The 23,766-nt window shown below is 46.0% G+C and carries 24 protein-coding genes; 5 read left to right on the forward strand and 19 right to left on the reverse strand.

The features are described 5' to 3' along the window. The 11 genes from OKX56_RS08000 to OKX56_RS08050 all read right to left on the reverse strand — a co-directional run bounded on the left by OKX56_RS08000 (position 1) and on the right by OKX56_RS08050 (position 12,656). On the reverse strand, positions 1 to 2,670 hold the full coding sequence (locus OKX56_RS08000) for a molybdopterin-dependent oxidoreductase (protein WP_019226240.1): 2,670 nt from the start codon (positions 2,668 to 2,670) through the stop codon (positions 1 to 3). A 32-nt stretch (positions 2,671 to 2,702) separates the two neighbouring features. Beyond that, positions 2,703 to 3,395 (reverse strand): TorD/DmsD family molecular chaperone, encoded by a 693-nt coding sequence (locus OKX56_RS08005; protein ID WP_019226241.1) that lies wholly within the window; start codon positions 3,393 to 3,395, stop codon positions 2,703 to 2,705. Positions 3,396 to 3,686: 291 nt separating this feature from the next. Continuing rightward, the gene (locus OKX56_RS08010; RefSeq protein ID WP_019226242.1) at positions 3,687 to 4,154 is read right to left on the reverse strand and encodes a MarR family winged helix-turn-helix transcriptional regulator; all 468 of its coding nucleotides are present in this window, start codon (positions 4,152 to 4,154) and stop codon (positions 3,687 to 3,689) included. 330 nt (positions 4,155 to 4,484) lie between these two features. After that, positions 4,485 to 5,339: an ABC transporter permease gene (locus OKX56_RS08015; RefSeq protein WP_019226243.1), complete on the reverse strand. Its 855-nt coding sequence runs from the start codon at positions 5,337 to 5,339 to the stop codon at positions 4,485 to 4,487. Continuing rightward, on the reverse strand, positions 5,336 to 6,280 hold the full coding sequence (locus tag OKX56_RS08020) for an ATP-binding cassette domain-containing protein (RefSeq protein WP_019226244.1): 945 nt from the start codon (positions 6,278 to 6,280) through the stop codon (positions 5,336 to 5,338). The genes OKX56_RS08015 and OKX56_RS08020 overlap by 4 nt, the downstream gene beginning before the upstream one ends. 321 nt (positions 6,281 to 6,601) lie before the next feature. Then, entirely contained in the window at positions 6,602 to 7,675 is a 1,074-nt protein-coding gene (locus OKX56_RS08025) for a sensor histidine kinase (RefSeq protein WP_019226245.1), read from the reverse strand. Next, complete coding sequence (locus OKX56_RS08030) at positions 7,672 to 8,349, reverse strand: response regulator transcription factor (protein WP_019226246.1); 678 nt, start codon at positions 8,347 to 8,349, stop codon at positions 7,672 to 7,674. Before OKX56_RS08030 ends, OKX56_RS08025 begins: the two co-directional genes overlap by 4 nt. 269 nt (positions 8,350 to 8,618) lie before the next feature. Then, the gene (gene hydF, locus OKX56_RS08035) at positions 8,619 to 9,824 is read right to left on the reverse strand and encodes a [FeFe] hydrogenase H-cluster maturation GTPase HydF (protein WP_019226247.1); all 1,206 of its coding nucleotides are present in this window, start codon (positions 9,822 to 9,824) and stop codon (positions 8,619 to 8,621) included. 14 nt (positions 9,825 to 9,838) lie between these two features. Next, positions 9,839 to 11,257: a [FeFe] hydrogenase H-cluster radical SAM maturase HydG gene (gene hydG, locus OKX56_RS08040; protein ID WP_019226248.1), complete on the reverse strand. Its 1,419-nt coding sequence runs from the start codon at positions 11,255 to 11,257 to the stop codon at positions 9,839 to 9,841. A gap of 81 nt (positions 11,258 to 11,338) precedes the next feature. Further along, on the reverse strand, positions 11,339 to 12,385 hold the full coding sequence (gene hydE, locus OKX56_RS08045) for a [FeFe] hydrogenase H-cluster radical SAM maturase HydE (protein ID WP_019226249.1): 1,047 nt from the start codon (positions 12,383 to 12,385) through the stop codon (positions 11,339 to 11,341). Further along, the gene (locus OKX56_RS08050) at positions 12,366 to 12,656 is read right to left on the reverse strand and encodes a TM1266 family iron-only hydrogenase system putative regulator (RefSeq protein WP_019226250.1); all 291 of its coding nucleotides are present in this window, start codon (positions 12,654 to 12,656) and stop codon (positions 12,366 to 12,368) included. The genes hydE and OKX56_RS08050 overlap by 20 nt, the downstream gene beginning before the upstream one ends. Positions 12,657 to 13,185: 529 nt before the next feature. Here OKX56_RS08050 and OKX56_RS08055 point away from each other — a divergent pair. The 3 genes from OKX56_RS08055 to OKX56_RS08065 all read left to right on the forward strand — a co-directional run bounded on the left by OKX56_RS08055 (position 13,186) and on the right by OKX56_RS08065 (position 14,668). Beyond that, entirely contained in the window at positions 13,186 to 14,073 is an 888-nt protein-coding gene (locus tag OKX56_RS08055) for a DUF3102 domain-containing protein (RefSeq protein WP_019226251.1), read from the forward strand. A gap of 92 nt (positions 14,074 to 14,165) precedes the next feature. Next, positions 14,166 to 14,390, forward strand: coding sequence for a DUF1659 domain-containing protein (locus OKX56_RS08060; protein WP_019226252.1), 225 nt, complete (start codon positions 14,166 to 14,168; stop codon positions 14,388 to 14,390). A 38-nt stretch (positions 14,391 to 14,428) separates the two neighbouring features. Further along, the gene (locus OKX56_RS08065; RefSeq protein ID WP_015044481.1) at positions 14,429 to 14,668 is read left to right on the forward strand and encodes a DUF2922 domain-containing protein; all 240 of its coding nucleotides are present in this window, start codon (positions 14,429 to 14,431) and stop codon (positions 14,666 to 14,668) included. 120 nt (positions 14,669 to 14,788) lie between these two features. Here OKX56_RS08065 and OKX56_RS08070 read toward each other — a convergent pair whose 3' ends face one another. The 4 genes from OKX56_RS08070 to OKX56_RS08085 form a co-directional block, all read right to left on the reverse strand. Continuing rightward, positions 14,789 to 16,855: an ABC transporter permease gene (locus OKX56_RS08070; RefSeq protein ID WP_019226253.1), complete on the reverse strand. Its 2,067-nt coding sequence runs from the start codon at positions 16,853 to 16,855 to the stop codon at positions 14,789 to 14,791. Continuing rightward, on the reverse strand, positions 16,845 to 17,612 hold the full coding sequence (locus OKX56_RS08075; RefSeq protein ID WP_019226254.1) for an ABC transporter ATP-binding protein: 768 nt from the start codon (positions 17,610 to 17,612) through the stop codon (positions 16,845 to 16,847). Before OKX56_RS08075 ends, OKX56_RS08070 begins: the two co-directional genes overlap by 11 nt. A 381-nt stretch (positions 17,613 to 17,993) precedes the next feature. Beyond that, positions 17,994 to 19,013, reverse strand: a complete 1,020-nt coding sequence (locus tag OKX56_RS08080; protein ID WP_019226255.1) for a sensor histidine kinase — start codon at positions 19,011 to 19,013, stop codon at positions 17,994 to 17,996. Further along, positions 19,010 to 19,678: a response regulator transcription factor gene (locus tag OKX56_RS08085; RefSeq protein WP_019226256.1), complete on the reverse strand. Its 669-nt coding sequence runs from the start codon at positions 19,676 to 19,678 to the stop codon at positions 19,010 to 19,012. The genes OKX56_RS08080 and OKX56_RS08085 overlap by 4 nt, the downstream gene beginning before the upstream one ends. Positions 19,679 to 20,060: 382 nt before the next feature. Between OKX56_RS08085 and OKX56_RS08090 the strand changes: the two genes are divergently transcribed. Continuing rightward, positions 20,061 to 20,672 (forward strand): Ig-like domain-containing protein, encoded by a 612-nt coding sequence (locus OKX56_RS08090; RefSeq protein WP_025205252.1) that lies wholly within the window; start codon positions 20,061 to 20,063, stop codon positions 20,670 to 20,672. Positions 20,673 to 20,776: 104 nt separating this feature from the next. Here the strand turns inward: OKX56_RS08090 and OKX56_RS08095 are convergent, their stop codons facing one another. Further along, the gene (locus tag OKX56_RS08095) at positions 20,777 to 21,115 is read right to left on the reverse strand and encodes a hypothetical protein (RefSeq protein WP_025205251.1); all 339 of its coding nucleotides are present in this window, start codon (positions 21,113 to 21,115) and stop codon (positions 20,777 to 20,779) included. A 44-nt stretch (positions 21,116 to 21,159) separates the two neighbouring features. After that, on the reverse strand, positions 21,160 to 21,330 hold the full coding sequence (locus OKX56_RS08100) for a hypothetical protein (protein ID WP_167539425.1): 171 nt from the start codon (positions 21,328 to 21,330) through the stop codon (positions 21,160 to 21,162). A 449-nt stretch (positions 21,331 to 21,779) separates the two neighbouring features. Here OKX56_RS08100 and OKX56_RS08105 point away from each other — a divergent pair, with 449 nt between their 5' ends. After that, positions 21,780 to 21,992, forward strand: coding sequence for a helix-turn-helix transcriptional regulator (locus tag OKX56_RS08105; protein ID WP_336570559.1), 213 nt, complete (start codon positions 21,780 to 21,782; stop codon positions 21,990 to 21,992). A gap of 30 nt (positions 21,993 to 22,022) precedes the next feature. On the opposite strand, the gene OKX56_RS08110 is transcribed toward OKX56_RS08105, so the two are convergent. Continuing rightward, complete coding sequence (locus tag OKX56_RS08110; RefSeq protein ID WP_025205250.1) at positions 22,023 to 22,583, reverse strand: hypothetical protein; 561 nt, start codon at positions 22,581 to 22,583, stop codon at positions 22,023 to 22,025. 73 nt (positions 22,584 to 22,656) lie between these two features. After that, on the reverse strand, positions 22,657 to 23,493 hold the full coding sequence (gene dinD / locus OKX56_RS08115; RefSeq protein WP_025205249.1) for a DNA damage-inducible protein D: 837 nt from the start codon (positions 23,491 to 23,493) through the stop codon (positions 22,657 to 22,659). Positions 23,494 to 23,766 lie beyond the last annotated feature (273 nt).

Below are 23,766 nucleotides of genomic sequence, written 5' to 3' on the forward strand. Positions count from 1 at the left end.
CTACGCCTTACTAATTCGGATTAAAGGACTGATTTCAATGGCGCCTGTCACGGGGTCTATCGTATTCCAGGCAATCGGGATCAGCCTGTTCCATGATACCGGTGTCGTATGGTTTACCGGGTCCATGCCAAAGGCCTTCCGGTGATGACCTCCGGCTACACCTGCAGCGTCCGGATGAATGCTTTCAGATGTTTTCACCGGGACCGGACCAATCTTAACCCCATGCTGATTCTCAACAAAAACCATATCCCCGTCATTCAAACCCTTTTTTACTGCCGTTTCGGTATTGAGAATCAGTTTTCCATAGAATGGATTATGACTCGCAACCTCCTGCAAAACCGGATTACCCGTACTATTATTCACATCATGAAGAAACTGAGGGGTTCGCCAGCCGACAAGGTTCATATCGAAGCCATCTTTCCCATGCGGAAACTCCGTACCCTCAAACCAATGCGGAATCGGTTGATAAACTTCGCGAATGGTATTGTTGCCAGCCGGATGTTCAACGCCTGCTTTTTCAAGCATTTCCAGCATCTGAACCCGGGTTTTCTGCAGGAAGATATTATAGATCGGCAGTTTAATCTTCTTATCCGGCGCATAGTAATATTGATATATTTCATGCTCCGCCAAAGACGGGGGCACAATCTGCCCTAATTCGGCCACCTTGTTGAAATCCCATTCTGCTCCGTATTTTCCTTTGATCCAGGCATCATAAACAACCTGGATTTTGTTGGTCATCGGTGGAATATCACCTTTGATCCCATTCATTCCCTTGGCCATGCCATTGGTTGGCGGCAGCGTGCCAATTCTTGCCGCCAGGTCTATCAGGATCTCATCGCCATGTCGCCCGTTATAAAGAGGCTTCACCAGTGCTTTGCGTGCTCCCATGGGCCCATACATATCCCGCTGGGTGGAGGGCCTTTCAAATATGCGTTCATAGCAGAAGACCGTCTCGAAATGGTTGGCTTCCGGCAGGATAATATCCGCAAAATGAGCGTGTTCATCCAACACGGTGGCAATCGCCGCCGCAAATTCCAGAGAAGCCAGACCCTGGGATATTTCTTCTATACTGCCGCCTTTAGAGAACAGATTGCCACCATAAAACAAACCGACTTTGGGCGCATAGTCCAGCCAGTATTTCTTTGGATCCTTGATGGTATTGGTATACTGGTATCCCACATCATGGGCCAGCGGAATCAAGTTGGACATATCCAGCGTTGTAGGGGGGAACTTAATCTTGTTGCCAACTGCGCCCAGATGATATATCTGCGGTTGACCATCCTCATCCTTGGCATATCTGAAGTTATTAAAACCAAGGCTACCTCCCGGAACATCAAAGGCCCCCAGAAGGATATTAATCGTCATCGCCGTATAATAGGCAACATGTCCAAACTGATGATTGGTAAGCCCTTTGTAAATACTGATGCAGGCAGGTCTATAAGGCAGGGTAATTCCATCAATGCTAATCGTACTGCCAATACACGCTTCTTTAACCAGCTCGCCGGCCAGGTACCTGATTTTAGCCGCCGGGATGGTGGTGATTTTCTCCTGCCATTCCGGCGTATAGTCTTTAATCTTATCTTTGATCAGAGAAAAGGCCGTCTGAGCCGGGACACCGCTAATCTCAAAACTTCCTTCCAGCGCCAGGTCTCCTATTGTCTCGTCATCAAACTCTTTGGGTTTATTGGCTGCCGCATCCCAAACCAAAGGTTTGCCGCTCGTGGCGTGGCGTACATAAAAACCGTCTTTCCCAATAAGATAGGAGGCATTGGTCCTGTTTTTCACAAATTCCACATCAAACGTTTTAATTTCGTGTAAGATGACATATTCGAGTGACAAGACGAATGCGAGTTCGGTTTGCGGCCGGATGGGAACCCATTCGCTGCTGCTGAACAATGTGGAGTTGCGGGGATCAACCTTAATGATCCGCGTTCCCCGGTCGACCACACTGTCGACATCCCCCTGAGTTTCTCCGTCTGCAGAACCGTTGTTTAATTGCCCTCGGCCAATATCAATTTTAAACTTGCAATATTTGGGGTCCGCGCACTCCACAAAGGAACCATGAAGGATCTCTGATCCGGAATGTCCCGAGCAAAAGCAACCCGGAGAAAAAATGATATTCGGCGTACCAAGCGCCGTGGCAAAAGGCCTCATATAAAGAGAGTGATAAGCGCCAAAACCTGAAAACATGGCAAATAAACGGGGATCCTTACTTTTTGCTTCCTTAATCTTACTTGCCGTTATGCTTAATGCCTCTTCCCAGGTGATTTCCACCCAACCCGGATCCACATCCAGCCCTTTTTTCGGGTTTGTCCGCTTAAGCGGTGTTTTTGTCCGCCAGGGATTGTAAAGGTTCATCACTTGCGCCTGTCCCCTGGAACACAAATTTCCTTTGTTATAAAGCCCTTCGGGGTGTCCTTCAACATTTAGAAGGACTCCGTCTTTGATTTTATATCTGGTCCGGCATTTTTTATAAAGGCAGCCGTCACAGAACCCATTCACATATTCCGTGCCATTGGCTTGCTCAGCTGAATCCGTACCGGCAAAAACGGCAGCGGATTGATAGGCTAATCCGCCTCCCATGGCAACAAGCGCCATAACCCCGGCAGACCCTTTTAAAAAACTTCTGCGCGTTAAGCCCTTTCCACCGCCCGTCTTGTTCTGATCCATTATTCATTCTCCCCTTCCTGGAACTTGTTGACTTAATTCAGATATGTGCTGCATTCATACTCTTTAAGCTCCTGTATAAACGTTGGCAAATAATTAAGAAGTCCCCGATAAAAATCTGTCCGGGCAAAACCTTTAGCCTCGCGACTGAACAATAAAACCCATTGACCCACATGTTCTGAAATGAATTTTATCGTGCGTTCCTTAAATCTTTGGACTTCTTCGAGATTTCCTTCTTGTATCCGTTTAAGTTCTTCACAACACAAAAAATGCAAATAAGCCATTTGAACACCGATGTAGTCCGGCCGGGAGCATTGACCTTTGGCACACAAGCCCAGTGAGGAATATTCTTTGGTCATGTCAAGAAATACTTTGACGTGATTCTCCTGACTGTTATCTCCCCTATATAAAGCTTCATAAGGCGGTGGCGGACTATACCCCGGTGCCACACCCCTAAAAATCCTGGTCCAATCCACTGCTAAATCCTGAGATACTTCTCCTGCTGTTTGTGTTTTCGTATTTTCGAGATAATTAAGCATCAACCCGGCCCCTTCATCAATCCTATCTTCAGTGTCCGGGAAAGGCATGATTTCCTGGATCCGGCTGCTGCTTTCACGTAAATGGACAATAAGTTCTTCTGTAGGTCTTTCATTCAGCAATAACGATAAAAAATTACAGCTCTCTGTAAAGAATTTTAATTCCTGCTGATAAGTAACTGACGCATTCACACTCTCACCTCCTCTCAAAAAAACGTTTATACAGATTAATTGAACGTTCAACTATATTAATATATCAACCAACAATCATTTGTCAAGACAATTAATAAAATGGCTTTAAACAAGGATAAAATCAACTTTATTGTATTTAAATAAATAATAGTTTCTCTTTCAACAATATTTTGGTGTTTGATTTTTTTGCTTTGCGAATTAACTTATCTAACATAAAAGCAGGAGTGTTGCCTGGCTGTGGCCTAGCAACACTCCTGCTTTAAACATCTTGAGTTTTACGGCTTATTTCATTTAATTATTCACCTGATCCGCCTCATATGCTTCGACAGATACGATCATTCTGTCTAAAATATTACAGAACAAGGTAATTTCCTCCGGTTCGAATCCCTTCGAGATGATACTCACCCATTCCGCAGTAGCATCCTTTAAAACCGGTATCATCTCCTGCCCTTTTTGGGTGAGACCCAGGAGGTGAACTCTGTTGTCCTGGGTATCCCGTACCATGTAGATATGACCTTTATGCAAAAGTTTCTTTACTATTTTTGACAACGTTGTTTTATCCATAACAATATTCGTAGATATTTGATCCTGGCTCAATTCTCTGTAATAGCTCAGCTGAAGAAGAACCGCCATCTCACTGGTCCCTAAGCAATATTCCTTCAATTTTTTAGCAAAAAAATCCCGGTCCATGCGGTAGAGAACCGCAATTCTGCTCCCCGGCGAACGATATGGGCTTGATTTGTATATACAATCTTCCATTTTCATTACCTCAATAATTTTAAATTATTTAGTTATAACGCAAAATTAGTTGAAAAGCTCAACTAACTAGTATATCAGTAAATATGTGTTTGTCAACTTATGTCATTAAATAGCCAATCACCATACCGGTCCATTTCCAGGAAAGCACGTTTCACGGCTTTACCTGTCTCTTGATCGAACTGAAAGCAGAAGCCCGGCCAAGCGAACCGGGTTTCTGCTTATAAACAAGAATATCATTAACCTATCATATCCTATGCCTTGTCCGGGATTTTTGTTACATATAAAAAACAGAGACTGACCGATTCCAAGTATGAAAGCGGAACTCTGATCTTACCTGTTTTTCTCCGAGCGTGCGAAAAAAAATGTACCAATGATCAGGCAAACCACCGTCAACACTGCAATCGCGATAAAGTTCACCACCGGATTAAACAAGACAACACTGCCGTATTCCGGCGTTCCTGCGTAGACCACCGCCCGTGCCAGGTCAAGGCAGTAGGTCATTGGCATGGCATGGCTTAAGGCATAGAGGACACCACTGGAGTGGTTGATCGGGATAATCGCGCCGGAAAGGAACATCTGCGGCATGGTGATAAGCATCACGGCAATATTCGCCGTCCTACTGCTTTTGACAAGCCCGATAATGATCATGGCCAGCGCGCCCCCCGAAAGGCACATCAGCGGCGACAGCGCTAGAATTAGCAGCAGCTGCCCGGGACTTAGGGTAATTCCCATGATCAGCCCAACGATCAAGGTGCCGGCCATACTGACGATTGCTCCAAAGGAAGAGCCGAAAATCTTACCGATCACGATCGCATACCGGGAAACGGGAGAGACCAGTATTTCTTGGGTAAAGTCCGTGGTACGGTCTTCGACCAGCGACGTCATCCCCGTAGTTGTGACCATAAAGAGCATATTGACCAGCATCCCGACCATCATAAACTTATTGTAGTCAAAACCGAGCCCGCCCGCCATATTCTGGGCAAGGCTGCCGCCCAGCATCCCCATCATCATCAGGGGCATCACCAAGCTCATGATGAGAGAGCCGGGAGACCGGAGCGCGATGGTAATGTCCCGCGCGGCGATCGTAAGCACGGCATTGATTTCACGTCTGGATCGGGACTTTTCTTTTCCTCTTGACCAGGCAGTTTCATTTATGGCAGTTTCATTCATGGTAATCTCACTCATGCTGCTGCGCCTCCCGTCTTGTTCAGATATTCCACATAAGCGTCTTCCAGCGTCGGCTCATTGATTTTCAGCAGCGTCAGCTTGGTATTCAGCCGGGCGATAATTTCCTGTGCCGTTTTGTCCTGATAAGGGACGATGATATGCGCGTCCTTTTTATGGAACAAACCCAGTTCCGAAAGCTCTCCAGTCAAGCCCTCCCGATCGTCGGCGTCCAGGACGAGTTCCTGGCGTAACAGGCTTTTTTTCATTTCTTCCGGCGAACAGCAGCTGGCGACCCGTCCCTGATTCACAATGCATACTTTGTCCACGTTCTCGGCCTCGTCGATGTAATGCGTGGTCAGGAACACTGTGGTGCCGTGTTCCTTGCGGACAGTGTTGATGTATTCCCACAAGCTTCTGCGGCTTACGGCATCCAGTCCCTGCGTCGGTTCATCCAGAAACAGCACCGACGGCGTATGCATCAGGCTGCGGATAATTTCCAGCTTGCGCTGCATACCGCCCGACATCTTTTTGACAGGCTTAAACAAAGCATCCTGAATACCGACGATTTCAGCCAGTCCCATTACGCGGTCTTTGTATGCGGAGGGCATGAGTTGAAACGTTGGCCGGTAGCTGAACATCCCGTACAGGCAGGCGTGAAAACGGATATTTTCTTCCGCCGAGAGCTGCAGGTCAAGGCTGGGCTGCTGAAAAATAATTCCGACCTTCTCGCGCACCTGCCTCGCCTCCTTCTCCACGTCATAGCCCGCGATCGTGACGATGCCGGAAGTCTTGGAAAGCGTGGTGGTCAGAATGGAAATGGTGGTTGTCTTCCCGGCGCCGTTCGGGCCGAGAAAGGCAAAAAATTCCCCCTCGTTCACCGCAAAGCTCACACCTTTCACTGCGGGCGTTTTGGCTTTATCGTATTGTTTGACCAGTTCTTCTACATAAATCATAGCCATAAAAATAACCTCCTGTTTTTTTACTACGGTGACAGTTTACCGCTGTAAAGTAAACGGAGGTTAAATGGAATTTAAACGAAATGTAAACTGAATGTTCAAACATCAAACATATATAATATTGTTTAAGCTTTGGGCAGGTCTGTGTGTCACAATACTGCTTTTCGGCTGATTGCGTCCTCCTGACGCAAACAGCCGCGCTACGCAATCCTACTCCGCTTGCCGCAGTACTTGTGACCCACAGACTAATTTTAAGCTTTGAGCTGTTTTGCATGTCATGTAGTTATTGATAATACGTTCTACTAGATAGAAGTTCACCGAAAATCAGTGGGAAAAATGGCGTGGCAGCGTGATCGTAAACGTTGTGCCTTTCCCGATCGCGCTTTCCGTCGTAATATGCCCGCCATGCAGTTCCACGATTTTCTTGGCGAGCGAAAGTCCGAGGCCGTTACCGCCAAGCGCGCGCTCGCGGGCCTTGTCTACCTTATAAAAACGCTCGAAGATATGGATCTGGTCCTCCGAAGCGATCCCGATACCGGTATCGGCAATCAGACAGCACACATCTGTCTGATCCGCTTGCAAAACAACCCGGATCACACCGCCCTCCGGTGTAAACTTCACGGCATTGTGCAGCAGATTCACCCAAACCTGGGACAGGAGTCCTTCATCTCCTTGGATCATTACTTTTTCCAGATCCGCCTCCATGGCGATATTCTTGGCGCACCACTGTGGTTCCAGCATCAGGGCGACATCTGCCAGCTGCTTGTCGAGCCGGTATTCTTTAAAGGATAAAGGCTCGACGCCGGTTTCCAGTACCGACAGTTTCAAGAGGTTGTCGCTTAAGGCGGACAGCCGTTTGCTTTCAGCTTCAATGATGCCCAGATAGTGATTCCGCTGGGCATCTGTCAGGGTGTCGTTTTTTAATAAGGCAGCAAATCCACTGATGGAAGTCAGTGGCGATTGGATCTCATGGGAGATATTGGAGATGAAGTCCTGCCGCAGCTGTTCCATCGAACCAAGTTCTTTCGCAATTTTATTGATCCCCTCCGCAATATCATCGTAAATAAATGCATCCTGTGTATCGATAAAAACATCAAAATCCCCCTGGGCGATCCGGGTCATGGCGTTCAGCAATTGATCATGTATAGCTCGATGCTGCCGGATGCTATGGGTACGCCTGATCGTGATCCATCTGAAAATAAAGGCCGCACCGATAAATAAAATCATCCCCGTGAGGCTGGCAATAAGCGACACCCAGAATTGCGACGGCGTACCGGTCCACCGGTAAATCAGCGATACAAGGCCATACCCTGCAGAAAAAAAGCAGCCAAAAGCAAGGATGAACGAGATTAAGGCAATTGCTGCCGGCGGGCGTTTCGGGCGTTTCGGCTGTTTCATCCAATCACCTCCAGCCTGTAGCCAAGTCCGCGCACGGTCGTGATCTTAAAGCCGGACTGGTTCTCCGGGAAACGGTCACGCAGGCGGTTCACATGGACGTCCAGGGTCCGTTCGTTCCCCTCAAAATCAACGCCCCAGATATCCTCAATCAGCTGATTGCGGGAAAATGTTTTGCCGGGAAAGCTTGCCAACTTGAAAAGCAGTTCAAATTCTTTCATGGGAATATTCTCGTGCCCGCCGTTTAATGTGATGCTGTAGCTGTTCTTGTCGATCAGGACATTGCCAATCTGAATCACTTGGGAAGCCTCAATTTTATAACGCCGCAGCAGCGCCTGAACCCGAACGATCAGCTCATCTCCCTCAAAAGGCTTGGTCAGATAATCATCAGCGCCAAGTCCGAAGCCTTTGACCTTGCTCGCCAGCTCCCCTTTCGCCGTTAGCATCAAGACCGGCATATTTTCGTAATAGCGCCGCAAATGACGGCAGAGCTCAAAGCCGTCCATGTTCGGCATCATGATGTCGACGATGGCCAGATCCGGGTTATCGTTTAGGATTTTTTGCAGTGCGTCACGCCCGTCTGCCGCTGCGCAGGCTTCAAAGCCGTTGTTTTGAAGCAGGGCCAGTACAAGCTCACGGATGTTCGGGTCGTCGTCCACAATCATTATTTTACTCATATTTATCACCAATTCCGCTCATTTTTCCCCTTGATATATTGCCCATTGGATCAAATCATTCTCATTTTGTCATTGTAACACATCAATGTAAACGGAGATTAAACGAGGATGTGTGCCGACGGCTCATTAAAGCACAAACCGCTGCTTTTTTAACGGTTACGATCGCATAAATCAGCTGCAGGTTGGTCTTTTTATGGTGTTTCTATCCCGTACAGTTCTTCCGCCGCAAGCTGCATTTCACCGGTTTTATCTTTTTCCAGACGCATCGTTTACTCCTCAATCTCCGCTAAGATTTGCGGGAACATGGCAATACTTCGTTTCAGGATTCCCTGCATATAAGCGATCAGGATACCGTAATTGGTCATAGGCACCTGCTGGTCCTCAGCGCATTTCTGGCGGTATTTCATTTCTCTTTTGTTCAGCATGCATCCGCCGCAGTGGATAATTAAACGGTAGGCGGACAAGTCGTCAGGGAATTCCGAACCGGATGTAAACGCAAAGCGGATCTGCTTCTGGGTGTCGTTTTTGATCCATCTGGGCAGCTTTACGGTTCCGATGTCATCACACTGCCTGTGGTGGGAACACCCCTCCGAAATGAGAACGGTATCGCCGTCCTTCAACGAATCCAGCACTTTTGCGCCCTTTACAGCCATCTCCAGGCTGCCCTTATATCTGGCGAAAAGGATTGAAAATGAAGTCAAAAAAATATCCTTGGGCGTATCCGCGGCTGCCTTGGCGAAAACCTGGCTGTCCGTGATCACAAGCCTCGGCTTTTTGCCCAGATTCTCCAGTGTTTCCCGGAATTCAAATTCTTTCACCACAATCGCCGTTGCATCCGCTTCCAGAATGTCCCGGATCGTTTGCTGCTGCGGCAGGATCAGACGGCCCTTCGGTGCAGCCTTGTCAATCGGCGTGACAAGCACGACAAAATCCCCAGGATGAATGAGGTCGCCCACTATTTTAAGTTTCGGCTCCTCTGTGACAGCCAAAGCGGCTATTTTCTCCTTCAGGGTTTGGATGTTCCAGCCGGTTTTGGCGCTGACATAGATTTCACGGTCGTTTCCGGCCGGTACCTGCCCCAGGAAATCGGCTTTGTTGTAGACAACGACATAATGGATTCCCTTCTCGCCAAGCAGCCTGACCAGTTCTTCATCTTCAGCGCTCTTTCCATACGCCGCATCGATCACCAATAGGGCGATATCGGTTTTATTCAATACCTGCCGGCTTTTTTTGACACGCAGTTCTCCCAAAGCACCCGTATCATCAATCCCGGGCGTATCGATGATCACGACGGGGCCTAACGGAAGCAGCTCCATCGCTTTGTATACGGGATCGGTGGTCGTCCCCTTCACGTCCGAGACAATGGTCAGATCCTGACCCGTGACGGCATTGACAAGACTTGATTTACCTGCATTTCTTTTTCCGAAGAACCCAATATGGACACGGTTGGCGGAGGGGGTGTCATTCAGTCCCATTGCTTTTTACCTCCTTACAATCTGAAATCACGGCGGCCGTTGACGATATGATGGAGATTCTGCCGGACAATATCTTTCACTCTTTCACTGGGGATATCCCGGATTCCTTGGGCAAGGACAGCCTCCCCTGCTGATTTCGTGGCAGATGAAGCATAATCCTCCAGATATTCCTTTAAGGTCATCAGCGCATTGGGGTGGCAGCAATTCTGGATCTGTCCGCTTTTGCACAGACTCATAAACCTGTCGCCGGTCCGTCCTTCCCTATAGCAGGCGGTACAAAAGCTTGGAATGTATCCCAATTCCATCAGCCACCTGACGATTTCATCCAGGGTCCTCCTGTCGCTTATGTCAAATTGAGCGGTATTTTCATTTTCTGCTTCAGGTTGGTGATAACCGCCGACACTTGTCTTGGAACCGCCGCTGATTTGAGAAACCCCAAGATGCAGGACACGCTCGCGGCAAGCCTTACTTTCCCGCGTTGAGACAATCATGCCTGTGTAGGGCACGGCAATCCGGATGCAGGCTACCAATTTGGCAAACAGGCCGTCATCGATGCCATGACTGAAAGCCGACGGGTCAATATCATCCGCAGGGCATATCCTCGGAACACTGATGGTATGGGGGCCTACGCCGAATACAGTTTCAAGGTGCTCGGCATGCATCAGTAATGCTGCAAATTCATAGCGGTACATCTCCAATCCAAACAATACGCCCAATCCGACATCGTCGATACCGCCAAGCATCGCTCTGTCCATGGCTTCCGTGTGATAGGCATAATGATGCTTCGGCCCTGTGGGATGCAGTTTTTCATAACTTTCCTTATGGTAGGTTTCCTGGAATAGGATATAGGTGCCGATCCCTGCCTCTTTCAGCTTCTTATAATTTTCAACCGTGGTTGCGGCGATATTGACATTGGCCCGCCGGATCGCGCCGTTTTGATGCTTGACACTGTAAATGGTAGCGATGGATTCCAGAATATATTCAAGCGGATTATGGACCGGATCTTCACCGGCTTCAATCGCGATCCGTTTATGGCCCATGTCCTGAAGCGCGGTCACTTCGCGGCGGATTTCCTCCTGGGTCATTTTCTTGCGGAGGATGTGTTTGTTCTTCGCGTGATACGGACAATAAACGCAGCCGTTGACACAGTAATTGGACAGGTAGAGCGGCGCAAACAAAACAATCCGGTTCCCGTAAAAATCTTTTTTGATCTGCTCGGCGAGGGCATAGATTTCCTGGTTTTTTTCCTCAATCTCACAATCCAGCAGCACGGCGGCTTCCCGATGCGAAAGTCCCTGGCGAAGTTTTGCCTTTTCGATAATGCTGTCAATCAGGCCGGCATTGTTTTTGTTCTTTGCCGCATACGCCAGGGTATCCAGAATTTCCTGATGCGAGATAAATTCTTCTGCTTTGGCTGATGCTACATTGTACATACGGGTACTCCCTTCTTAATCGGGTCAGATACTTCTTTCCCTTCAGTAATGGAATCCTCTTATTAACATTATGAAATTAACTTAAACCATCGATCGATGGTCCCCGCGGGAAACCGGCAGCTGACAGCCGATGCTTTCCATCCTTTTTTGCAGGCAGGAGCGGCATTCCGCAGCTTCGTCCCCCGTGCAGATCTTGTTATCGTAGAGCAAATATTTATTCCGTACCTCCACCGGAGACAGGTTGGGCATTACGACGTTGGCACCGGCCAGAATACCAAGTTCCCTCCCTTGCGGGTGGATCGTACCGAGAGCGGTCGTCGCCGGTAGTAAAACGCTCGGCAGCATCAATCGGATCAAGCCAAGCAAAAATAAAGTCAGCTCCAGCGTTCCAGATTCCTGGTCTGCAAACGGCGTTTCGTGATGGGGGATAAAGGGGCCGATCCCGACCATATGCGGATTCAGTTCCTTGATCAATAACAAATCCTCCACCAGCGCTTCCGTGGTCTGAAACGGAGAACCGACCATCACTCCGCATCCGACCTGATAGCCGATCTCTTTCAAGTCATAGAGACACTGCTTTCTGTTTTTGAGGGACATGACAGCCGGATGAAGCCTTCCATAGTGTTCGGCGTCGGCTGTTTCATGGCGAAGCAGGTAGCGGTCGGCACCCGCTTCATAAAACGCTTGATAGGTTTCATAGCTTTTTTCCCCGATGGAAAGCGTCAGCGCGCAGTCAGGATGATTTTTCTTAATGGATTGGATGATTTCGATTATTTTTTTATCGGTAAAATACCCGTCTTCACCTCCCTGCAGCACGAAGGTGCGATAACCAAGCGCATACCCGGCAGCGCAGCAATCCAGTATTTGTTTCTTTGACAAGCGGTAGCGCTCCGCCTTCCCGTTGCTTTTACGGATCCCGCAGTAGTAGCAATCGTTTTTGCAATAATTGGTGAACTCGATCAGTCCCCGCAGATAGACATCGTGACCGTAGTTTTGCATCTTTACCGTTCTGGCCTTGGCAAACAGATATTCAGCAAGCCCGGCATCTCGATGCTGATCTATCAGTACCCTGTATTCTTCCGGTGCAAGCACGCACGTTTCCTGAAGTTTATCTATCAGCTGTTTCATCGGCGGCCTCATTTTCCTTTTTAACGGTTACCTTGGAAAATGCCGCTTTGGAACTAACCCCCGGCAGTTTTCCGAGCTTCCCGGAAAGGGCGCTGATCACATCCTGCGGGGCATCCACTGCAATGCTGATGATGCTAATGCTTTTTTCACGGTACGGCAGGCCCATTCTGCCAATAATATACTGCCCATAATCATGCAAAATCGCATTGAGTTTCTCGGTCGACCCGGTATCTTCCACAATGATTCCGATTATCGCTACTCTGGACTCCATACATTAACCCCCTCATATCAAAAAATGCGCCTGGAAAGGCGCAATTAATCAAAAAATAATGATAAATATTGCTGTGCCTTTCGCCTTATACGATGTATTTAGCGTCAGTAACAATACGGTTTCCTGCTTTGTCAAAAGAAATTCTTGTGACGCAGCCACTTTTAATGTATTCCATCCGCGCTTATTTGTCAATCCCCACCAACGTACGCTACTTCACAAGTCCAATTAAATTTCCGTACCCTTCCCGCTCCATATTTTCTTTGGGCACGAACCGCAGCGAGGCGCTGTTGAATGCGTATACTCGAAAATAAGCAGGAATCCAGCTATTCTGCACAGCCGGATTCCTGCTTATGATTGATACGACTACCAATGACCTATATGACCCAATATTATTATATGACTTGTCTGTCATAAGTGTTCAAATTTTACATAGGGTAAGCGCTTTGCCTTTAAGGTTACAAACCTTTTATCACGATTCTCAGGCTTATCCCATATGATGTGAATAAAGTACAGGAAAGACGGTATCAATATGAGTGATTTGCTGACAGAGCGTACACCGCCTGTGATAGCGGCTGAAATCAATATAATCAAACAACAAACCAATAAAATTCTGCTGGCCAGCGCCGTCGAAGTAGGAAAACGTCTGAAGGAAGCCAAAGCGCTGCTGCCTCATGGGGAGTGGGGCAAATGGCTGGAGGAATCGGTAAGTTATTCTCAAAGAACTGCAGAAAAACTGATGCAAGTCTTCGATGAATATGGGATTAAACTGCTCGTCTCATCCGAAGATGACGGTAGTTCAAATTCGCCGCCGATGGCGAATTTAACCTACACCCAGGCCCTCATCCTTCTTGGGCTCCCGGTAGAGGAACGGGATGCGTTTATCGCTGAGAATGATGCAGGCAGCATGAGCAGTCGGCAGCTGCAGCAGGCGATATATGTGAAGAACCAGGAGCTTGCCGGGGAAGAAGACGAAGACCTGCAGAAAGTCTTTGCTGAGCAAAAAGATAAAATCTCCAAATTATCAGATGAGCGCGATCGGGCGAAAAAAGAAGCCACGGATAACCTGCAAGCCGTATGGGCCGAGCAGGGAAATGTTTTGAAGCTGCAGCGGAAGCTTGACGTCCTGGAAAATGAAAATACGGCAGCTAAACGCATCGCCGAGATAGAATACGAAAGTAAGCTCTTAAAGCTCAACCTCTCCATGAGCCAGGCAGATGCCCGCTTTGAGCTGATAGCCAAAGGACTCGATGATCTTTTTATCGCCATCAAAGAAATGGCCGCAGCAGACCCGGATGCTTGCAAATTATATATCACTTATGCCAATCAGTTAATGTCTAAAGCGATGAACAAGTTAAAGCGCATAGAGAAAACGACCATGGCAGTTCCGAAAGCTCCGGAAAATCCTGAAAAAGATTAATCTCTTTGCCTGAACGCCTGGAAAACAAGGGGCATATACTAAAAAGGACATGCTTTTCGGACAAGCAGAAAACCAGGAAAAGAGGTAAGCTTATGACATTAGTGGTAAACACATTGGACTCCGTGCTGGCAACCCGCTATCAGACAGGGACTACTGCCGGCGGCGGCCCGGTTCTCAAGCAAAAAAGCCTGACCGGCGTTAAAGCAACGGCAACTGATCAGGACGTATACGATGTGGCTGTCGCTTTATCAAGCCTGGTGGATTATCCATTGGCAGATATCCGCCGCCTGAATATTTTCGAGTTGGCCGATGAGTAAACCGGCCGGAGCAAATAATTCCAGGGTGGTGACAGAGCATGGCAATAACGAGCCAGAAAGTTTTAAGAATGGTATTTACGACCGTAGGTGGTAAGGCGTTTACCATTACCCTTCCCCAGCCAAAGGCAGGCCTTACGCTTGCCCAAGTCGGGACGGTCATGGACCTCATCATGGCAAAAAACATTTTTGCCACTTCCAGTGGGGATCTGGCAAGCAAGAGAGATATTAAAGTGGTAGATACTACCACGGACGATCTCTTCGATCCCCCACAAGAATAAAATACTCCGGCTAAGCTGTCCGGAGAGCATGGCTGGTTTCAAGGCATCATTTCGAGGAATGGGCGGCCGCAAGGCCGCCCTCGTACAACGAGAAATAACTCTTCTATTCTTCATTTTTAATCATTCATCGTGAATCCCGTTCTTCAAGATAATATTTCTGCTGCCAAAATAGGTCGCCAGAAAATAGGCACCGTAGATGAGGAGAATGGCCACAGCAGTAATCACGATGTTCGAGACCGCGTTGATACTGCCAACCTGCCGGACGGCCTCGTTGGCAACCTTAATGCCGACGATGGAATGGATACAGGCCAGGGTAAGCGGAATCAGAAAATAAACAGCGATTTGTTTGAAAATCGTCCGGCTTAACAGCTTATGATCCGCGCCGATCTTTTTGAGAATCGCATACCGGTGCCGGTTATCCGCGGCTTCGGAAAGCTGCTGCAGCGCCAGGACAGCCGCACTCGTAATCAGAAAGATCAAGCCGACATAGATTCCCACAAAGGAAATAATTGCTTTGGAACCGCCTGCCTGGGCGAGTATCTCATTCTTGGAAATGGCGGTAATCTTTGGCTCGGACGGAGCAGATGGTGAAGCGGCATCCTGAAGGGCATCTTTCCTTGAATTAAAGGCTCTCATAAATTGATCCTGAGCCGCTATTGAATCGCCAACACAGTTCAAGCAGAGAACGTTTTGGTGAACAACGCCGTCCTGTTTTAGCCTATCCGGAAGGACAAGCGTCAAAATACTGTTATCGCCATTTTCATTTCCATTATTAATACCTGCGGCCAGAAGTTCGGGGTAAACGGTATATTCGGTCCCGTTCAAATTTAAGCGGGGTTCGCGCGCCAAATATTTTTCCAGATACTCCTGGTAATCGGCTTCAGACCAGGCATATTGCGTCAACAGCGCGACCTGATTGCCTGCAAGGCTGATGCCTTTTTTGTTTTGCAGCATCATAATCTTGTTGTAATCGGTTTGCGTTATATAGTACAGCGGCAGCGGATATATTTTGTCCCGGATCATTTTCAGGTCTTGGGCGGGAAAAAGATCCTCGATACTTTGAAATACCGTTTGCAGGTTCAATTTCTGTTTCTGATATTCATAAAACGGGTACTGGCAGGAGTTTTGCGTATACGCTTCCACATTCAATCCCTGGCTGCTCAGATAGTCCGAAAGATCCGTGTCCGCCGTCCCGGTAATGGTGATATCAAACGGGGCGGCATCTTTGTAGCCCTTATTCAGCACATTGGTCATGCCGATGCCGGTGGAAAAAATGCCGATGGTGGCAAAAAGCATTAAGCAAATTAATGATATGGAGATAAAAGCCGTATTGATCCGACTGTTGATCTGCTTCAGGATGAACATGTTCAGCCCTTTGAGGTATACTTTTTTGTTGGCTTGAATCATACTGAGCAGAAAACCGGACAGCGAGGCAAAAAACAAAACGGTGCCGACCGCCCCGAGTATACAGGCGATAAGAAGCCTGCGGTCAAAGACCATAATACCGTAGATCAGGACACTCCGGTAAGCTGCCCCGATCAAAATGATCGCTAACAAAAAGAGAACAAGCGTAAGCCATGGATTTTTAAGCCGCTGTTTTTCATTTTGTTTTACGGAATTAATCAGATCAATCAGCTTATACTTGGAAACGGCAAACGTGCTGGCGCCGATCACGATGGCAAAAATAATCCCAAAATAGACGATGGTTTTCCAGAAAGCCTGAAGAGAAAAGACAAAGGTGTAGGCGGTCATGTCCACCTCAAAAAGCTTCGCCGTGACCACCGATAAACCCTGTGAAAGGAATATTCCGGCCAAAAGGCCTGCCGCCAGGGAAACGAGACCGATGATGAACGTTTCCATGATCAGGATCCTGGCGATTTTGTGTTTTTCCATTCCTAAGGTCATATAGATCCCAAATTCTCTTTTGCGCCTGCGGATCAGAAAGTTATTGGCATAAATAATCAGGAACCCGAGAATAAACGAGATAAAGATGGAAACCCCGTTCATTATCTTAGTGATGCTTTGCATAATCGCCAAAGCAGAATCCGAGATATGCATCATGGCTTTCTGTGCTTCAAGGGAGTTAAAGACATAAAACACACAAACTCCGAAAGTGAGTGTCAGAAAATACAGGGTATAATCCGAGAAGCTCTTGCGGACATTGCGGAAGGACAGTTTAAAGTACATTGGCTGCGTCACCTCCGAGCAGGGTCACGACATCAATGATTTTTCGGAAGAATTCTTTTCTGGAATCAGCACCGCGGTTCAATTCATTGAAAAGCTTCCCGTCTTTAATAAAGAGTATCCGGTGACAATAGCTGGCCGTAAACGCATCATGGGTTACCATCAGGATCGTTGCCCGCAGGTCTTGGTTCAGTTTCTCCAGACATTCCATCAGCATCCGCGCGGATTTGGAATCCAGCGCTCCGGTGGGTTCGTCCGCCAGAATCAGGGCCGGATTGTTGACGATAGCCCGGGCCGCGGCAATACGCTGGCGCTGCCCGCCCGACATCTCATAAGGGTATTTATTGATGATTTCTTCGATTTCCAGTCTGCGGGCGACCTGAGTCACTTTTGCTATCGCCGTTTGGTGCTGCTCTCCCGCAATCGTCAGCGGCAGAATGATATTTTCAAACCCGGTTAACGTATCCAGCAGGTTATACTCCTGAAACATAAACCCAAGTTCTTCGCGTCTGAATTTGGCCAACGCCCGGCTTTTCATCGCTGTGATATCCTTGTTCCGGATACGGATATTCCCCGCCGTTACGGTGTCAATGGTCGCGATGCAGTTTAAGAGCGTCGTCTTCCCGCTGCCGCTGGCTCCCATAATGCCGGTAAATTCCCCTTCGCTGACACTGAAGGATACATTGTCAAGGGCCTTGGTCAGGCTCCCTTTGTTGCCGTAATATTTTTCCACATTCAAGACCTTTAAAATTTCGCCCATGGTTACCTCCCTGCTCACTTCTACGAGTAGATCGATTCATAAATCCCGATAATAGCTAAGAATTAGTCAGCGTAATGGATAGCTAGCGCTAAGCAATCAATCAACGAGTTTATTTTAAAAGGTCTTGTTAGGATCTGCCATGACTTAAGCTTACGGTAACCTTACATTTTTGTCATGTTAACATTCTTTTTATCTGGGGTTGGTCTGTGTGCCACAATTCCGCTTTCGGCAGATAGCGCCATCCTTGGCGCTAACAGCCGCGCTTCGCAATCCGTGCTTCGCTTGACGCTGGAACTTGTGGCACACAGACCTAATATGGGGTAATCAGATTTTATGAAATCATTTGAGTAAAGAATTATAGAATATTGTACGAGTTCATGGTTAGATGATGTCGGTCATTGAGCTCTTGGGGAAAACAAGATATAGGGTCGTACCGCTGCCGGGGATAGATTCCGCGCTGATGGCTATGCCTAATTTTTCGCAGAGTCTGCGGCAGATGTAAAGGCCCATGCCTGTGGATTTCCCCCTCAGCCTGCCGTTTGTTCCGGTAAACCCCTTGTCAAAAATTCTGGGCAGTTCATTTGCGGGAATTCCCAGCCCGTTATCGGTAACCGCAAGAATACAACGGTTATCACGCTCAGCAGCTGTAAATTTTAGATGGGCGTCCTGTTCGTTTGCGTATTTCAGGGAATTCAAAATGATTTGATGAAGCATGAATTCCAGCCATTTAGTGTCCGTATAAACGGTCTTCTCCAGGTCATCCGTCGCAACGGACATGCCGGTTCCGATCAGCTGTTGGGCGTTTCTCTTAATTGCCGCTAAAACCGGCTTTTCCAGACTGGTCTCTTTAATAAGGTAATCCTTTTCGACGGCGCTGCTTCGGGCGTAAAACAAGGCTTGTTCCACATAGTTTTCAATCGCGTCCAACTCCTCGGCCATGCTGTCCGTTGCTTCGCTCCTGTTATTTTGCGCAATCAGCTTGGACGAGGAGATGGGCGTTTTGATTTCATGAACCCACATTTCGATATATTCACGGTATTCGTCATGCTTATTTTTATATTGGTTGATTTCTTCAAGACAGGCCTTGTTGGATGTTTTTAAAATGTCGTGGAGCAGAGCGCCTTCATAGAAATCCGGTTCCGAGACCATTTCGGCAATGAGGTTCTTGCGGTCGAGCCTGTCAAAGGAACTAACGAGCGTCTGATAAAACGCGTATTTTTTCTTAAACTCCATCGCCAGCGGAATCAACGCTCCGACGACATAAATGGTTCCGATGACGGCGGCGAAAGCCTTTCCTCCGGCCGGATTTAAAGCTGCCAGCATCAGAATGGTCATGACGGCTACCAACAGGTGACAGACGATATAGGCTCTTTTTTCTTTGATAAAGTCTCTTATCGTCATATGATCAAGTACCCCTGACCGCGTTTGGTTTCGATGACATTTTCAAGGCCGGCGTCCTCCAGTTTGCGGCGCAGCCTGCCCATATTGACAGTCAGGGTGTTGTCGTCGATAAAAAGATCGCTGTTCCATAAATAACGCATCAATTCGTCCCTGCTTACAATCGCGCCTTTTTTTTCACAGAGACAGGTCAGCATCTTGATTTCGTTTTTGGTAAGTTCAATCGAACTGCCGGCAACCTCCAAACTGCTTTTGGCAAGATTGATCGTAAATTCACCGCAAGTCAGCCTGTCCTGCGCTGTTTCGCGATATACCCGTTTCATGACCGCCGCGATCCGTGCCAGTAGGATATGGGTATTGTAAGGTTTGGTGATAAAGTCATCGGCGCCCAGGTTCATGGCGGCCAGTTCATCCATTTCCGTATCGCGGCTGGTGACCACGATGACCGGTACCTCGCTGTGCTTCCTGATTTCCCGGCAGATATGGAAGCCGTCGTACACAGGCAGGTTGAGATCAATCAGGATAAGCTGCGGCGCTAAAGAAAGCGTGAAGCCGATCATGTCCTCAAATGTTCCAGGCGCATGGCATTCATAGCCGTTCTGGGACAGGAAGATGCAAAGCTCATCCCGGATTTTTTTATTATCCTCAATAATCAGTATTTTTTCCAAAATAATGCCCCTGCTTTCTTCATTACCATCTTATTTTTAATATATCATAGAATCCGGTCCAAATTAAACGGTTGTCTTTCAGGTATACGTTCTAATTCAATCAATTAATTCCATTGTTTATATGCAATCATGAAAATATTTCAAGGCATTATTTTTTTTCACAAATATTTAGTAGATTATGTTAAAATATATTTGTAATTTTCTAAAATCCGAATTTTTAGCAATCGAATCAACTTCATAAATGTATCCAAAATTTGAACTGTTATTCTTGAAAGAATAATGGTTCTTATGTTGTTAAGGGTTTTCGACTTTTTTATATAGAAATTTACAATTTTCAACACTTAAATAGGCTCATTCTTTACTATACTAGGGAGATGGTGCGTTGATAAGAGAAAAAATAAAAACAATTGGAAGAATCCTATTACCTATCGTAATTATTTTGTTGTTATTTTCATCTAATACTTTTGCCCATTCAGGAAGAACTGATTCAAACGGCGGACATAGAGATAACAAAAATGCTAGTGGATTAGGTTATTACCATTATCATCATGGTTACGGCCCCCACTTACATCCTAATGGAGTCTGCCCATATGAAACACCAAAAAAAATAACAATACCTGAACCAGTTGACGTTAGCTCTGTAATGATCAATTCTATAGATAACACTATATTAGAAGTTGGAGGCGAAACTGTATTAAGTGCTACTATTTACCCTTCAGATGCAGAGAATAAATCTATTACTTGGTCATCAAGTGATATCAATGTTGCTATAGTTAGTGAAAATGGTATCGTTACAGCAGCAAATCCTGGTTCCGCGATCATAACAGCTAAGTCAAGTAACGGAAAAACAAATAGTATCACTTTAAATGTTGACGAAAAAGCAGAGCCTGTTTCAACAGTCAGCGATCAAGATGAATCCGGTTCTTCTGTTCTCGGCTATGGTGTTGTAGCTGCCATTGCAGCCTGGTTTCTATTAAGAAAAAAGAAAAAATAAAGAACTCCTATAAATTAACTTAACCATGATCCCCCGTTTCGATTTTTTAACAACTGATGAACAAAAAAAGACCCTTAGGGGGCTTTTTTTGTATGGTCCTGTTATTATGAAACCTCATTTATCTTTATTTCCTTTCTGATCCGTTCTTTAATATCCCGGCACATTTGCTCCGTTCCGATTCTTTCCCATTCATTGGCGATCTTTTCCGTAACCATCTTGGTAAGGGCTTCATCGATCACCGGGTCGTGCCGGTTCTTCATCAAAAGAATGAAGATCATATCGTAGAATGAATATTTCTCCAGCATTTCGATCATTTCGATACATTCTTCGGGTGTCGATTCAAATTCCCCATCACATAGCCTGCTTTGGATTTTGGGATGTTCGGATAACCACCTGACCAGCCGGATCGTTTCGTCCATTTGCTTATTTTTACCTTCTTGCATGTTTCCCGCTCCTCATAAATTCTTTAGGGTTACTTGAATCATCATTATGCTTGATCGCCCCCCTTCTTTTCTCTTTTAGAATTTTTGAGCGAAATAACCGGGGTTTCTTCTTCGGTATAATCGTGTTCTCCTTGCTGCTGCGCTTCAACAAGGATATCAACAGCATTTGCTACTTTGGCGGCAAGTTGAAAATACATTTCCTTGTAATCCGGCATGAGAAATACACCTCTCTCGTGTCATATCACTAACTAAGCATACAAAATATAAAGATATTATGTTTGCGATATAACACTAACATAAGATCTTCAATACATACTTTTGTATATAAAATTTATCACCGAACCCTATTATACTTCACGTAATGAGGAGAATTGATTTATATGCACTATTCGCATAAAATCCTCACAAATTATGTTCGCGAAATTCTATGGTATAACTATTGGCTTTTGCTGGGATAATGGAAAACCTTATCGTTGACCACGACAGCGAAGCTGAATGAAAGCTCCCCACAGTAATTGTTTTTCATAAATCACTTGATGGGGAGCCTTTTTGATTAACTAATCCCATGAAATTTAGCTTGTTTCAGCAACCTAGTATTTAATTCCAAAAATAACCATTTTCTTTCAACAAAGTAATCCCTTCGGTTATTTTCTCCGGTGATAGAATTGTTGATCTTTGTAGAGGGCGGGATATAACACCAAATGCGTTAAGCTATAGAGCCGGGGTACCACAATCGACAATAAAAAGTATTCTGAATGATGAAAGCCAAAATCCGGGTATCGTGACGATCAAAAAGTTATGCGACGGATTGAACATCTCCCTGTCGGACTTTTTTAACACAGATGATTTTCGCAATTTGGAGCAGGAAGTTAAATAAAACCATCGACTTTCAATGATCTTTGATTACTTATCCATCATATAGCGACATTTGCTCCAAGGCTATATCCGTGATATCTTTGCTCTTTTGGGATGACAGACTTAAGAATAATCGACGTATATCTTCCCCACAAGCAGCAGCCAATTTTTCAACCTCTGCCATTTCATAGATCATATAAAATTTTTTGTGCGGAGTATAATAGAGTAAAACTTTTTTATTCTGCTTCGTGAGATTAATAATATTGTTTAACGTCCCTTTGCTTTTTCCATTCCATATCATAAAGCCATGATCGGCATTCTCGGCCATTGTCTTATCTTTGGCTGCATAAAAGTCGAACCCTTTGACCTTATCCGAGACCTCAATTGTTTGAATCGGCCAATCTCCTACGTTATTTCTGGCTTTACCCTGACTGGCATAGACAAATACATCCCTGTATTGATGCTGGAAAAAAAACTGCTGGATTGCTCGATCCATGCCATTGGCATCACCAACCAAAACGGTTTCATTCCGTTTTATTATTTTTTTAAGCCCTTCATCAATATTTTTATCAATAACCGTAATGGCTCTGGGTCCACCAATAAAAATTTTCACGGAATTCACCCCTTGGTTTTTGTCATTGCCAAAACATAAATATGATCAATATTTTTATCTTCCCTTAAAGCATTTATTCTATTTCCTTATACCTACTCTTATGTTCTTTCTCAATTTGCTGAATGCTCTTACCCGGTGTCGGTAAATCCTCCGGCATGGTTCCTCCCAATTCTTTGATCGTTTGCCGTACCTTTTTCCCTACTTGGAAATGAGTCTGATTGGCTTTTTCTTTTCCTTTAACATTCTCTCTTCTCAATTTTTCATCGGTTTGAGTGGCCCGGAATAGATTTGCTGCCAGTTCCGTGCTTCCCATATGGTCGAGTATTTTTTGGCTTTTCTTTAAGCCTTTGCATTCATGGATTTCTTTCACCCCTAAGCCGCCATACAACCCTTGGTAGCCTTTATTCTGAAAAATCGCATAATCCTTTGCTTCAACAACTCCGGCCCCTTTTGCCGCATCAGCTAAAGACTTATTATGGGCAATAATCTCATTACGGATTGCTAAACGCTTCTGTTCTTCGGTCAACTGCTCATAGTTTTCGATTAATTCTTGCTGACGTGTCTTTACGGCAAAATAGGTTTGTCCAATTGCAATCACTTTTTTTCGAGAGTCTCCATTTTGAACAATTAAATAACATGCGTAACGGGAAAGCATCATATCTTCTATCTCTCGTTCAGCACCTGAACCGATATCAACCATTTTGCCAACGTTGGCAAAATGGTCAGACAAAATATTGCCACTGTTCTGGCATGCAATTTTTGCTTTATCGATAACTTCACTAAACCTTCGCCATTGTTGGTATTCCAAAACAGCCTTTAACTCTCTGGCATACCAAAACTCTATACCTTCTGTAGTTAAATGCTTGATAGCTTCAAAAGTTTTTTCCGAATATCTTTCAATCTCAGTCATATGAACTCCCCTCCTCTGAGACCATTATAAACAAACATACGTTCTATTTCAACCAATTAATTCCATTGTCTTTGTAATACCCAAATCAACGGCGATATCGCATATTTTTCATTCCCCATAAGTTCAAGCCTTCTGGCCATACGATAGTAAGCGTAAACCATGTAGGCGGATTGTCATAGAATCAGCAGAATGAGAGAATATCCCAAAGAGTCTAAGTGTCACCAAAAGAGTCTAAGGTAGACATTTAGATAGAATGGGAGTGACTCAAATGGA

It is taken from the genome of Dehalobacter sp., assembly GCF_030063005.1.
Taxonomy (GTDB): domain Bacteria; phylum Bacillota; class Desulfitobacteriia; order Desulfitobacteriales; family Syntrophobotulaceae; genus Dehalobacter; species Dehalobacter restrictus.